Here is a 13,768-nt window from a genome sequence, read left to right on the forward strand (position 1 = left end):
AGATTTTATTTTAAAAATGTGCTCAAATTGCCTTGATTATAGGCGCAAATTTAACTTTTAAGGATAGAGTATGAAACCCCCTGTTTTTTCGCAAACGGATATTGAGATCTTAGGAAAAAAATCCCTTTATCAAGGTTTTTTCTCAATGGACGAATACACTTTCAAGCATAAATTATTCGCTGGTGGCTGGAGTAAGCCTGTCACTCGCGAAGTGTTTGAACGGGGTCATGCTGTGGTCGTTCTTCCCTATGATGCCAAGCAAGATAAAGTCGTACTCATCGAACAGGTACGTTTTCCTGCATTAGCAACTGCTAAATCTCCTTGGCTTCTTGAGTTAGTCGCGGGTATGATTGCGCCCGCAGAAACGCCTCTGGATGTTGCACACCGAGAATTAATGGAAGAAACTGGCTTAATGGCTAAGCAAATACACAGTGTAAATAGCTATTTAGCGAGCCCAGGTGGTAGTACAGAACGTTTCTATTTCTATTGGGCTGATGTCGATTCAAACGACGCCCGTGGATTGCATGGATTAGCTGAAGAGCACGAAGATATTCGATTGCATGTCATGAGCCGCGAGCAAGCTTATGAGCGAGTGGTTGCGGGCGAGATTGATAATGCGTCGACCGTTATTGGATTACAATGGTTACAATTAAACTATCAGCAACTGGTTTAAGTTGGGATGAATTTGGCTACTTCGAGTCTAAAACGGCGCTATAAACCCAACGTCAGTGATTTTTTAGCACTGTGCGGGCGTAATTATGGCTACATGTTGAAATGGTTACCGTTAGAGATAGCTATCGGTGAGTCATGGCGACTCGAAGGTGAGTTTGGTATATTAGTAGTGCGAATTTTAGAAAATACCAAATATACTCAGCTAGTTGAGATATCTCGTCCCATCGAAATCAAGGAGTTTATTAATACTCCCAAGGTGTTAGTGAGAATTTATCACGATGCTAAATTAGCAGAAGTGTTAACTGGCCAACAGATTTATCAATTACGCCCAGTGTATGATTATCCCAATGTACGCATGTATCAAAGTGATGAAAAGTACCAGGTGAATGCATTCCTGGAAGAGTTATTAAAGATTGGTTACCAACACAGTGTCGTGTGCCAGTCTTAGAATTGGGTATTCAATGTGCTGAAAGAGGCTGTCTCTTACTCCATAGCTGAAGGGGAAAGCGTGCGTATCGTGCAAGTCACAGATCCGCATCTTTTTGCCGATCCTGAAGCTCAGCTATTAGGAGTTAATACTAGCAAAAGTTTTGCTGCCGTATTAAATACGATTAGAGCTGTGGACTATCCTGCTCACTTGATGCTCGCCACGGGCGATTTGAGTCAAGACTATTCGGCTGAGTCCTATCAGCAATTTGTGAAAGCAGTCACCCCTGTTGGCTTACCTTGCCATTATCTTCCTGGAAATCATGACGATCCACGGATCATGTATCTGCACATGCAGGGTGAACAGATTTTTGGGCAGCAGCGTATTCTGGCGGGAAACTGGCAAATCCTCATGTTGGATTCAACCGTGCGGGGAAAGCCTGGCGGCAATATGGCCGAGACTCAGTTCGAATTAATTGATGAAGCCATTGCCGCACATCCTGAATGCCATACTTTACTGGTGATGCATCACAATCCCATCGTTGTGAATTGTACTTGGCTGGATCAGCACTGCATGGATAATGGCGCCGAGTTTATCGCGCGAGTGGCAAAGTATCCGCAGGTCAAAGGATTGCTCTGGGGACATGTGCACCAATGTATTGATACCCATCATAATGGGCCCCATGGCACGTTGCAGTTGATGGCGACACCTTCCACTTGTATTCAATTTAAGCCGTTATCGCCTTATTTTGCCTTGGATGGCGTTCAACCGGGTTATCGTTTGCTGGAGTTGAAAGCCGATGGTAGCATCAACACTAAAGTGTATCGCGTACCGGGTAACCATTTTTCCCCCGACAACAACTCTAGCGGTTATTAACGCGAATAGCCGCAGCCTGAGGAAATATGCTGCTTTATATTCACGGTTTTAATAGCTCTCCATTTTCAGATAAAGCTGTGATGACGGCTAAGTACATGGCGCTGCATCACCCTAGTGTGGCCTTCCATCAGCCCCAATTGCCTAATACACCTAAGGCTGCGATGGTGCTCTTAACCGCTTATGTTGAGGCGGCGATTGATGCCAACGAGCCATTAGCTTATATAGGCTCATCTTTAGGCGGGTATTTCGCCAGCTATTTAGCCGAAACCTATGGTGGCAAAGCGGTGTTAGTTAATCCTGCGGTAAAACCCTTTGAGTTGTTCGATGAATTTATGGGGCCGCAATTCAATCCTTACACTGAACAGCATTATCTTGTCTTACCTGAGCATAAGTCTGAAGTCGCTGAATTTAATACGGCTGTGATCCGCAATCCGGATCGTTTTTTGGTATTATTGCAGACAGGTGATGATGTGCTGGATTATCGCGAAGCGGTCAATAAGTATCATCACTGTCAATTGCGAGTTGAAGCGGGTGGTGATCACAGCTTTGTTGGTTATGAGTCGCATCTGCAAACTGTAAGCCAATTTTTACACTTACCTTGACAAACTGACATGCCGAGCCGCAACATGGCCGGATATAACAACCTATAGCGTGCCCTATGACAAATCAATACACCTCTGACGCCATTGAAGTTCTCAACGGACTCGATCCTGTTAAACGCCGTCCAGGTATGTATACCGACACCTCCAGACCGAACCATTTGGGCCAAGAGGTCATAGATAACAGTGTCGATGAGGCATTGGCTGGTCACGCGACAAAAATTGAAGTTGTTCTACATACAGATAACTCCCTCGAAGTCACTGATGATGGCCGTGGTATGCCAGTGGATATCCACCCAGAAGAAGGCATTCCTGGGGTTGAGTTAATTCTGACCAAATTGCATGCCGGCGGTAAATTTTCGAATAAAAACTACCAGTTCTCCGGTGGTTTACACGGTGTCGGTATCTCGGTGGTTAACGCTTTGTCGCGCCGTGTCGAAGTCACGGTTCGCCGTGATGGCCAAGTGTATGACATCGCTTTTGAAAATGGCTTTAAAGTTGAAGATTTACGCCCAACAGGGACCTGTGGCCGTCGTAATACGGGGACTCGAGTGCATTTTTGGCCCGATGCGAGCTATTTTGATTCGGCTAATTTCTCAAATTCAAAACTGATTTATCTGCTTCGTGCTAAAGCGGTACTGTGCCCAGGTTTACGGATTAAATTTACCAATAAACAGACAAATGAAGTCCATGAATGGTTCTATGAAAGCGGCCTAACTGATTATTTAAAGGCGGCTATCGGTGACAATTTAAGATTGCCCGAAGAGCCGTTTGTGGGTTGCTTTAAAGGTCAACTAGAAGCCGCAGATTGGGCCATTACTTGGTTGCCTGAAGGCGGTGAATCCATTGGCGAGAGTTATGTTAATTTAATTCCGACTCCACTCGGTGGTACCCATGTGAATGGTTTCCGCCAAGGTTTATTGGAATCGATGCGGGAGTTCTGTGAGTTCAGAAATTTAATCCCCCGTGGTATTAAACTTTCACCCGAAGATATCTGGGATCGCGCCGCGTTTATATTGTCGGTGAAGATGCAAGAACCGCAATTCGCTGGTCAAACAAAAGAAAAGCTTTCTAGTCGCCAATGTGCTGCTTTTGTGTCTGGCGTTGTGCGTGACGCATTCTCACTCTGGTTGAACTCAAATACCGAGTTAGCTGAATCCTTAGCCGAAATGTGCATTAATAATGCCCAGAGCCGCTTAAAGGCCGCCAAAAAAGTGGCCCGCAAAAAGGTGACTTCGGGACCTGCACTGCCGGGTAAGCTGACAGACTGTAGTGGCCAAGATCCGATGCGCGGAGAGTTATTCCTCGTGGAAGGGGATTCTGCGGGTGGTAGTGCTAAACAGGCACGCGATCGTGAGTTTCAAGCCATCATGCCGCTGCGTGGCAAAATCTTGAATACCTGGGAAGTCGATGCTTCGCAGGTGTTAGCTTCACAGGAAGTCCATGATATTTCGGTCGCGATTGGTTGCGATCCCGATAGCAGTGATATTTCTGAATTACGTTATGGCAAGATTTGTATCCTTGCTGATGCCGACTCAGACGGACTGCACATTGCTACCTTGTTATGCGCGCTATTTTTGAAGCATTACCGTATCTTGGTTGAGCAGGGTCATGTGTATATTGCTATGCCGCCGTTGTTCCGTATTGATATCGGCAAAGAGGTTTATTACGCCTTAGATGAGGCAGAAAGAGCGGGTATTTTAGACCGTATTGCCGCTGAGAATAAAAAGGGTAAGGTACAAGTCACCCGCTTTAAAGGTTTGGGTGAGATGAATCCTTTACAACTTCGTGAAACAACGATGGATCCAAACACCCGTCGTTTAGTACAGTTGACGATAGATGACATCGAAGAAACGGATGCTTTGATGGATATGTTGCTCGCTAAGAAGCGTTCGCCTGACCGTAAAAACTGGCTTGAAGATAAGGGTGACATGGCTTTACTTTAATGTTGTGCACTATTGCCGATAACAATAAAACATAGGCATAAAGAAAATTACAATGTTGTATATTAAAACTAATAATTATAATTGCTTAAAGGTGTTTTCTGCCGGTTTTACGCTCTTAGCGAGTGTGACGTTATTGCTCTGCAATAGCGCCTTTGCGGGTTCCCAATCGATCATGATTACCGTCGCTAAGGGGTTTGGTTTATCGCTTTATGCCTCGGATATTGGCGATGCTAAGCAGATGGCGATGGGGGCTAATGGCACTTTGTTTGTCGGTTCCAATAAGAGCGGCACTATCCATGCTCTCGTTGATAGTAATCAAGATGGTCGTGTCGATAAGCGCTATGTGATAGCCAAAGGGCTTGAATCACCCGATGCGATTGCATTCCACAATGGTGACTTGTTTGTCGCCACTGAAAATCAAATAGTGCGCTTTGTTGATATTGAGCAAAGATTGCGCCGCCCGAGTCGACCCAAAGAGATTTACAGTGACTTGCCTTACTCAGAGAAGAAAAGTTCTCGGGCAATTAATTTTGGCCCAGATGGCCGTTTATATGTGTCTATTGGTGCGCCCTGTAACGTCTGTGAAGCGCCAGTGCCTTACAGTAGTATCATAGCGATCAATGTTGATACAGGCGCGAGTGAGCAGATTGCGGCTGGTGTGCGAGATGCAAGTGGATTTGATTGGTCGCCAATAGACAAAAAATTATGGTTTGCCGATCAAGGCCGTGATTGGATGGGGGACAACTTGCCACCCGATGAGATTAACCGCATCGATGTGGTAGGGGGTCATTATGGCTTCCCTTATTTACATGCCAGTAGTGTTGTCGAACCTGCCTATGAAAAACCGAAAAATTTAAAAATCACTCTGCCAATGTATGAGTTGCCAGCCCATGTTGCACCCACGGGACTTGCATTTTATCGCGGCAGTCAATTTCCCGATATTTACCATAATCAGTTGTTTGTCGCCGAAAATGGCTCGTGGAATCGTTCGAGTAAAGTTGGCTATCAAGTGGTGATGTTGAAGATTGAAGATCAAAAAGTGGTGAGTCGTGAAACGGTTGTTAGTTTCCTTGACGGTGAATTTCCCGTTGCTCGACCCTTTGCGCTGTTATCGGCATCCGATGGTGCTATGTACATCTCCGATGATTTAAAAGGTAACGTGTATCGCTTGTTTTATAAGGGCGATAGTACTGAAGAAACACAGGAACTAGAAGAAAATGAGTGACGCTATCAAGTTAAGTCTCGATGGGGTAGAGCAAATGCCATTGCGGCGCTTTACCGAAGAGGCTTATCTGAACTATTCCATGTACGTCATTATGGACCGAGCCCTGCCACACATTGGTGATGGACTTAAACCGGTACAGCGTCGAATTATCTATGCGATGAGTGAGTTAGGTTTATCGGCTCAATCTAAGCATAAAAAGTCGGCCCGTACGGTTGGTGACGTATTAGGTAAATACCATCCTCACGGCGATAGTGCCTGTTATGAGGCTATGGTATTGATGGCGCAGCCATTTTCATATCGCTACCCGTTAGTCGATGGCCAAGGTAACTGGGGTGCCCCCGATGATCCTAAGTCATTTGCGGCTATGCGTTATACCGAAGCACGTCTCTCTAAATTCTCTGAAGTGTTACTCAGTGAACTGGGACAAGGTACGGTTGAATGGGGTGCTAACTTCGATGGCACTTTGAAGGAACCTAAAGTACTGCCTGCACGTTTACCGCATATCTTACTCAATGGTATTACTGGTATTGCCGTAGGTATGGCGACGGATATTCCGCCGCATAACGTGAGAGAATTAGTCTCCGCCTGCGTAGCATTGCTCGATGATCCTAAGCTTGAACTCGAGCAATTGATGGCCTTTGTACCAGGCCCTGATTATCCAACTGAAGCCGAGATTATTACCCCGTCTGCCGATATTGCAAAAATTTATGAGTCGGGCCGTGGGTCATTAAGAGCACGTGCGGTTTACACTGTCGATGGCGGTGAAATCATTATAACGGCGCTGCCGCATCAAGCCAGTAGCGGTAAAATCTTAGAGCAAATCGCCGGTCAAATGCAGGCGAAGAAATTGCCTATGGTGGCCGATTTACGCGATGAGTCGGATCATGAAAACCCAGTGCGTCTTGTGGTGGTGCCGCGCTCCAATCGCGTCGATTGCGATCAACTGATGGCGCATTTGTTTGCCACCACAGATTTAGAAAAGAGCTTTAGAGTTAACTTAAATGTGCTAGGTCTCGATGGGCGTCCGCGAGTTAAAGGGTTGAAAACCTTATTAACTGAGTGGTTAGAGTTCCGCGTTGATACGGTTAAACGTCGTTTAGAATATCGTTTAGACAAGGTGGTATCGCGGTTACATATACTCGAAGCCCTAATGATCGCTTTCCTCAACATTGATGAAGTGATCGAGATTATTCGTTTTCACGATGATCCTAAAGCCGAGTTGATGGCCCGTTTTTCACTCAGTGATAAACAAGCCGAATCGATCCTCGAGTTAAAGTTACGGCATTTAGCTAAGTTAGAAGAATTTAAGATCACGGCCGAACAAAATGAGCTTGAAGCCGAACGCGAAAAACTGGAGCAGTTATTGGGCTCAGAGCGTCGCTTGAAGACGTTGATCAAGAAAGAATTAATTCAAGATGCGGAAACCTATGGCGATAATCGTCGCTCGCCAATCGTATTGCGTAATGAGTCCAAAGCATTAACTGAACAAGAGTTAACGCCGACAGAAGCCGTGACTGTTGTCTTATCTGAAAAAGGTTGGGTGCGTTGTGCTAAGGGCCACGATATCGATCCTTTGTCGCTCTCCTATAAGTCTGGCGACCAATATCTATGTAGCGCGATGGGACGTAGCAATCAGGCTGCAGTGTTTATTGATTCGTCTGGGCGGGCTTTTGCGACTGATAGCCATACTCTGCCATCGGCTCGCAGCCAAGGTGAGCCTATTACTACTCGCTTCAATATGGCACCTGGCGAAACCATGCAGCATGTGTTGATGGGTGAGGAAGACCAATGTTACTTGTTAGCAACGGATGCGGGTTACGGTTTTATTTGTTCATACAACGATATGGTGTCGCGCAATAAAGCGGGTAAAGCCTTGCTGAGTCTACCAACAAACGCTAAATCATTAACGCCTAAGTTGATCGACCGCACTAAAGAAATGTCACTGCTAGCGATCACAAACGAAGGGCGGATGTTACTGTTTTCGCTAGAAGCGTTACCGCAATTATCCAAGGGTAAAGGTAATAAAATTATTGGCATACCAACCGAAAGGGCCAAGAGTCGCGATGAACTTATGACACATTTACAATTAGTGCCGAGTGATACGCCGGTTACCTTGTGGGCAGGTAAGCGCAAACTCACACTGAAGCCAAGCGATCTTGAGCATTATCGAGGTGAACGTGGTCGTCGTGGTGCAAAATTGCCTAGAGGATTACAACGTGTCGATAGCGTTGAATTAGGTGACGGTGGTGATGCTTTAGCGAGCATCTAATGCTTTGTAATGGCTTCAATGCTATAAAGAATTAAATGGGTTAACTAAAACCACCTCAGTTTGGCTTAGGTGGTTTTTTATTTTTGGCGCTTTTGGATTAGATTTGAGACATAAAAAAACCTACTGTATTACTACAGTAGGTTTCTATTATCTCTTAGGTAAGAGATTAGAAGTCGTAACGTACGCCTACAGAGAATACGTTGTCATCTTGTAGATCAACTTTGTTACCTGCAACAATATGGTCACCGCGGTACATAGCGTATTGGCCGTATACCATAGTTGATTTAGCTAAACGATAGTCAGCACCCACGTTGAAGTTTTGTACGTTGATGTCAGTACCTGTAGCAATAATAGCTTTACCATTAGCATCTTTGCCTATGGTGTTTACGTTTTTGTAGTAATTACCAAAGCCAGCTTCGTCAACACCATACTCTGCTTTAAGGTTCACACCATTCAAGTCATAAGAAACGTTAACAAAGTAAGTATTACCTTCGATGTCATTGTTCACAACATCTTCAGAGTTTTGGAATAAACCGCCGACTTTGAATTGACCGAATTTTGCTTGGCCCACTAAACGGTATGCATCAACACCCGCGATGCCTTTGTTATAGGCTACAGCAGCATAGTAATTCTGTTCTTTAAACTTGCTGTCACCTAGAGTTGCGCTTAATGCATATAGGCTTTCAGAAGTCTTAGCTGTAGTGTCGTTATCATCAAATTGATAGTTAGCGTTTAATGTTACTAAGCCTGCGATTTTTGGAGAGTAGTACCAAACACCATCAGCGCTTCGTGTTTGAGCACTAATTAAACGGTCGATATCGGCGTTAGTGTTACCGAAAATATCCACAGCGCCTTCGGCTTGTTTAAATACGGTATCATTACGGCCGACTAACACAGTACCTGCGTTAGTTTTTAAACCTAAGAAAGTGTTACGTGCTTTGAAAACATCACCAGTAGTAGATGTATTTTCAACTTGGAATTCCATTTGATAGATAGCTTCAAAGCCATCAGCGATTTTTTCTGAACCTTTAACACCTAATAGAGAGAAGTTGTTTTCTAAATAAGTACCTGCGTTATTTTCATCGGCATAGTTTGCATTTAAGCCGTTAGTACCTGATTGTAGAGTGGCACCTGTGTCAGTATGGGTTAGAGCAAGCTCTAAACGACCATAGAAGCTTGGGCCTTCGGCTAGCGCACCGAATGAAGCCAATGCCAATACTGATGCAACTGATGCAGAGATGAATGTCTTTTTCATGTTTTGTGCTCCCTCGAACCTAAGTTCTTATCCATTTTTCATGGTTTTTGTGTGGTTTAACGCATTTGCTACCTGAGTCGGTAACAAAGTTGCCGCCGATTTTTACAGTTTTACGACTCGCAGGCTGTGGCGCAGATCATGTTTTTGGCTCTCCTTGCCTATATTCGGGCCATTTCTGGGATCTTTCCTTATATCTTGACTGCAAATTTACCTGAAAGGGGTAAAACTCTATTTTTCACTTACTACTTAAGTGGTAGGTAAGGCGGATTGCCTTAGATAGTGCGTCGGCGAGGGTAACTGTAGCATATACTAATGCTGTAGCAAGTCTGTCATATTGGTTATAGATTTGTGTTTGGGGGCGATATCTAAGCAGAAAAAGCGGCCGAAGCCGCTTTTTTATCAATAAATAACCTTGGGGTTAGTTGATTAATCTATTTAAAAATCAACGCGTAAACCGACAGTAAAGATGTTGTCATTCAGGTCTTGCTTTACATCGGCCAACATAAGATCGCCATCGAAGCGTGTGTAGTGACCATAGACCATAGTCTTAGTGCTCAGGCGGTAATCAGCTCCCGCACTGAACTGTTGCAGGTCAACATCACGGACCAGTTCTAGGCCACTGTTGTCTTGGTCACCAACATAACGGCTCACGTACTTGCCTAGACCTGAGTCATCTTTGCCGTACATCATCTTTAGTTTTAAGTCGCCAATTAAGTAGGCTGCGTTGACAAAATAGGTATCGCCTGAGAGATTGGCAAACTTATCATCCACATGCTCACTGTGTTGATATAAGGCACCTAAGATTACGTCACCGAATTTAGCTTGGGCCACACCACGATAGGCTTCAATGTTATCAATACCATCACTATAGGCGGCAGCGACATAGTAGTTTTGTGCTTTAAAGGCTTTATCCCCTAAGGTGGCGCTCAGAGCATACATTTGATCTTTGCTATACACGTCGTTGCCATTGCTATCCACTTGGTCATAGTTATCACTCATCAGATAAGTGGCATTAAGCGTCACGAGATCGGCAATTTTAGGTGAATAGTAAGAAATGCCATCGGCGGAGCGTGTTTGGCCTGCAACCAGTAAGTCGATATCAGCATTGGTATTACCGAAAAGATCGAAGCTACCTTCAGCTGCTTTAAATACGGTATCGTTACGACCCACTAAGGCCGTACCTGCGGCACTTCTGATACCTAGGAATGTATTACGGGCATTGAAGGTTTTATTTGAGTTATCAAAGTTTTCGACACCAAATTCCATTTGATAAATGATGTCAAAGTAAGGGCTTACAGCTTCAGAACCTTTTACGCCTAACCAAGAGAAGTTGTTTTCAAGAACAGTGCCCTCCTTTTGGTTTTGAGTTGCATAACCTGTGTCTGAATTGGTAATGGCAAGATCAGCATGACCATAGAATTCAGGGCCATCGGCGAGTGCTGTGAATGAATAGAGTGTGAGGCTAGAAATAATAGCCGTCGTCAGTAGATTCTTTTTCATCTTCATTTTCCTGTGCTTATCGCTGTTATATGCATTGATAACTTCAGTATCTATGCATGCTGTTGAGCTTTTATGCGGCAAAGTCTGCACAGACTTGAAATGATAAAGTGTGATCTTGATCAAGTTTCATATAAAGGATGGCTTATTCAACATATTGTTTTACAAGTGAAATACATGTTTTTATTAAGTCGATTACCAAATGACTCGGTGGTAAATGATGGGCCTTTGCTTTTATTACACTCATTTAGTATTCGTATCCCTTTGCATCTAGTGTTTGGTGGCTGAGGATCTGATTTCGGTTTATGTCGATATCGTTTAGAATCCACGGCACATTTCTGGTGTTGCTTTTAAGCTGTCCCAGCTGGTATCTACTGGATGCTAGTGCAAGCGCTCCTGCTGTTATTGGGTAATATAAGGTAAGTATTTATGACTGAGGCCTATCAAAATCGATTTGGCGGAATTGGCCGTTTGTATGGACAAAAGGCGTTGGCTAAATTTGCCACATCCCATGTGATGGTAATTGGTATTGGTGGCGTCGGTACTTGGGCGGCTGAAGCCTTAGCGCGGAGCGGCATAGGGCAGATAAGCTTGATAGATTTAGATGATATCTGTGTCACTAATACTAACCGACAAATACATGCTCTTAGCTCCACCATCGGCGGTTCTAAAGTTGCTGTGATGGCGCAACGGATACGTGAAATTAATCCTGATTGCCAAGTGAATGAAATTGAAGATTTTATTACATTGGATAATCTAGGCGAGTATTTACTTGGAGCTAAAGAGGGCGGCAATATTGATTATGTTATTGATTGTATTGATGCCGTTAAGCAGAAGGCTGCGCTAATTGCTTGGTGTAAACGTCAAAAAATTAAGATAGTGACAGTGGGTGGTGCGGGTGGACAGACAGATCCGACGCAAATTCAGTTAACTGATCTCGCTAAAACCTACCAAGATCCTTTGCTAGCCAAAGTGCGTAATATTTTGCGCCGCGAGTATAACTTCTCTAAAAACGTGCAACGCCGGTTTGCTATCGATGCTGTTTTTTCCAGTGAGCAGTTAGTGTATCCCCAAGCCGATGGCTCAGTGTGCGGTACTAAAGCGGCGGCTGATGGCAGCATGAGGATGGATTGTGCTTCTGGTTTTGGGGCTGTGACTATGGTCACTGGGACATTTGGTTTTGTGGCGGCAAGTCGCGTATTAGCGCGATTGGCACAGCAGGCTCAAGAGGCGGTTTAAACTCTTAACCTAGATTCAGCCAAGATATCACCGCTTTCAAGGGCGGTGATACCCCTTCAATATTATGTAATTTCATTAGGTTATAGTTAGATATAAAAATCTTGTTGATTATTGACTGGTTCACATTGAGTGTATGGAAATTTAATATCAAATTGTGGGCCGCCTAGTTTTGAGTCTGCGCGATAACTCATAGTGCCTTTCAACAGTGTTGCGGCATTAAAGGCCGCTGATAATCCTAAGCCAGTACCACCTTTATTACGATTTGTAGTAAAGAAGGGTTCGAACATGTGCTCAGCAACATCTGCTGGAATGGCTAAGCCATTATTTTGAATGCTGATTTGAATTGATTCTTCATCCAAAGTCGCATTAATGTGGATAAGATTGTCTTCATGTCCTTGGAATGCATGGGTAAAGGCGTTCGAGAGAATATTACTAACAATTTGATTTAACAAACTGATATTGGTTTTGATATTGAGTGTAGGCTCCACGTTGATCTCCGTTGAGGCGTTAACATTGGGATGCATAATTAATGTCGACTCTAGGATTTCATGTAGCTGCTGGTTTAGATTACAGCATTGGTGTTCTTCATGACTGCGATCGATGGCGATCGTTTTAAATTTTTGAATTAAGCTACTGGCTTTAGTGATATTACGGACAATGAGTTCACAGCTTTCTTGGTACTCATTAAGTATTTCATTTATCTCATCTAATGTAGCTTGATCGCTGTGGATCAGGTCGATCAGTTCTTCAATATGGCTGAGCTGCGCACTCGCCGCCGTCAAACAAATGCCAATTGGGGTGTTTATCTCATGGGCAACCCCTGACACGAGTCCACCTAAGGCCGCCATTTTTTCTTGCTCAACTAAAACCTGTTGTGCTCGTTTTAGTGCGCTAAGGGATTGTTCTAACTCTAGTGTTCTTTCTTTAACTTGTCTTGCTAGCTCTTCTTTATAGCTACGTTCGAGCTTGAGTAGCCGCTCTCTATCTTCTAAGGCTATTTGCAGTTCCGTCTTAGAATTCTTTAAGGCGCTAAATGAGCTTCTAAGTTGTACTTGCATGCTATTGATGGAATCGGCGACTTGTTTGAATTCATCAATTTTTTCATGACGGTCAAATTGTAGTGGCTCATATTCATGGTCTATGTCGATATTTTTGCAGTATTGGCTGAGTTTATCTAAGTGTTTAGTAATGTTGAACCACACTAAAAATAGAATAAAGCCAGCCACTAAGAAGGTTTTAATGCCATTAGAAAGCAGAATGATAATGGCCTTATCATACAAGCGTTGATAGATAGCATCGACATCGACTTGTATTTCGAGTGTGCCGACATTGATGTTTTCAGTCGGTGATTTATAGACTAAAGGAAAGGTTTTATCTAAGGAGTGTTCTTGTTTCTGCTCGCCTGCATTCCATGCTTGGCCGCTGTCATCTTTAATCGAAATATAGTTAATATCGGGCAGCTGAATTAGCCCATTGAGCTGAGTGTTAATGAGCCGCTCGTCAATAACCCAAATACTGGCGGCGAGCACATCTAAGTTCACCTTTTCCATGTTGGAAAATACTCTATCGATACGTACTACATCATTGCGATAATCACTGATCAACTGATATGCAGTGGTGATTAAGGTGATAACAGAACTAAAAAGTACAATAGACAGGGTAAGGTGCCTGCCTATGGGGCTTTTGATAAGTTGGCTAAAGAATGTCAGCATCTTAAATTTTCTTTATGCAATAGCGGCTTGAGATGCTTATAAGCATAGACC

Annotated in this window: 11 protein-coding genes; 8 read left to right on the forward strand and 3 right to left on the reverse strand. The window is 43.9% G+C overall.

Annotated features, from left to right (window positions below; genetic code table 11):
• Window positions 1-70 precede the first annotated feature (70 nt).
• Genes nudF through parC form a run of 7 tightly spaced genes read left to right on the forward strand, consistent with a single transcriptional unit; the run spans window position 71 to window position 8,014 of the window.
• Window positions 71-673 (forward strand): ADP-ribose diphosphatase, encoded by a 603-nt coding sequence (gene nudF / locus HGO26_RS16920; RefSeq protein ID WP_028759445.1) that lies wholly within the window; start codon window positions 71-73, stop codon window positions 671-673.
• 6 nt (window positions 674-679) lie between these two features.
• Complete coding sequence (locus HGO26_RS16925) at window positions 680-1,120, forward strand: DUF1249 domain-containing protein (protein ID WP_105251470.1); 441 nt, start codon at window positions 680-682, stop codon at window positions 1,118-1,120.
• A gap of 15 nt (window positions 1,121-1,135) precedes the next feature.
• The gene (gene cpdA, locus HGO26_RS16930; protein WP_105251471.1) at window positions 1,136-1,975 is read left to right on the forward strand and encodes a 3',5'-cyclic-AMP phosphodiesterase; all 840 of its coding nucleotides are present in this window, start codon (window positions 1,136-1,138) and stop codon (window positions 1,973-1,975) included.
• A gap of 26 nt (window positions 1,976-2,001) precedes the next feature.
• Window positions 2,002-2,577, forward strand: coding sequence for a YqiA/YcfP family alpha/beta fold hydrolase (locus tag HGO26_RS16935; RefSeq protein WP_168826661.1), 576 nt, complete (start codon window positions 2,002-2,004; stop codon window positions 2,575-2,577).
• Between the two features lie 56 nt (window positions 2,578-2,633).
• The gene (gene parE / locus HGO26_RS16940; RefSeq protein ID WP_105251473.1) at window positions 2,634-4,520 is read left to right on the forward strand and encodes a DNA topoisomerase IV subunit B; all 1,887 of its coding nucleotides are present in this window, start codon (window positions 2,634-2,636) and stop codon (window positions 4,518-4,520) included.
• 52 nt (window positions 4,521-4,572) lie between these two features.
• A complete protein-coding gene (locus tag HGO26_RS16945; RefSeq protein ID WP_168826662.1) occupies window positions 4,573-5,745 on the forward strand; it encodes a PQQ-dependent sugar dehydrogenase in 1,173 nt (390 codons plus the stop codon).
• Window positions 5,738-8,014: a DNA topoisomerase IV subunit A gene (parC, locus tag HGO26_RS16950; protein ID WP_105251475.1), complete on the forward strand. Its 2,277-nt coding sequence runs from the start codon at window positions 5,738-5,740 to the stop codon at window positions 8,012-8,014. Before HGO26_RS16945 ends, parC begins: the two co-directional genes overlap by 8 nt.
• 166 nt (window positions 8,015-8,180) lie before the next feature.
• Here parC and HGO26_RS16955 read toward each other — a convergent pair whose 3' ends face one another.
• The gene (locus tag HGO26_RS16955) at window positions 8,181-9,269 is read right to left on the reverse strand and encodes a porin (protein WP_168826663.1); all 1,089 of its coding nucleotides are present in this window, start codon (window positions 9,267-9,269) and stop codon (window positions 8,181-8,183) included.
• A gap of 435 nt (window positions 9,270-9,704) precedes the next feature.
• Window positions 9,705-10,769 carry a porin gene (locus tag HGO26_RS16960; RefSeq protein ID WP_168826665.1) on the reverse strand — a complete coding sequence of 355 codons (1,065 nt, stop codon included), beginning with the start codon at window positions 10,767-10,769 and terminating at the stop codon, window positions 9,705-9,707.
• A gap of 426 nt (window positions 10,770-11,195) precedes the next feature.
• Here HGO26_RS16960 and tcdA point away from each other — a divergent pair, with 426 nt between their 5' ends.
• Window positions 11,196-12,005 (forward strand): tRNA cyclic N6-threonylcarbamoyladenosine(37) synthase TcdA, encoded by an 810-nt coding sequence (tcdA, locus tag HGO26_RS16965; RefSeq protein WP_131524107.1) that lies wholly within the window; start codon window positions 11,196-11,198, stop codon window positions 12,003-12,005.
• A gap of 86 nt (window positions 12,006-12,091) precedes the next feature.
• On the opposite strand, the gene HGO26_RS16970 is transcribed toward tcdA, so the two are convergent.
• On the reverse strand, window positions 12,092-13,717 hold the full coding sequence (locus HGO26_RS16970) for a sensor histidine kinase (RefSeq protein WP_168826667.1): 1,626 nt from the start codon (window positions 13,715-13,717) through the stop codon (window positions 12,092-12,094).
• Window positions 13,718-13,768: the final 51 nt, after the last annotated feature.

The organism is Shewanella oncorhynchi (assembly GCF_012584455.1).
GTDB classification, from domain to species: Bacteria; Pseudomonadota; Gammaproteobacteria; order Enterobacterales; family Shewanellaceae; genus Shewanella; species Shewanella oncorhynchi.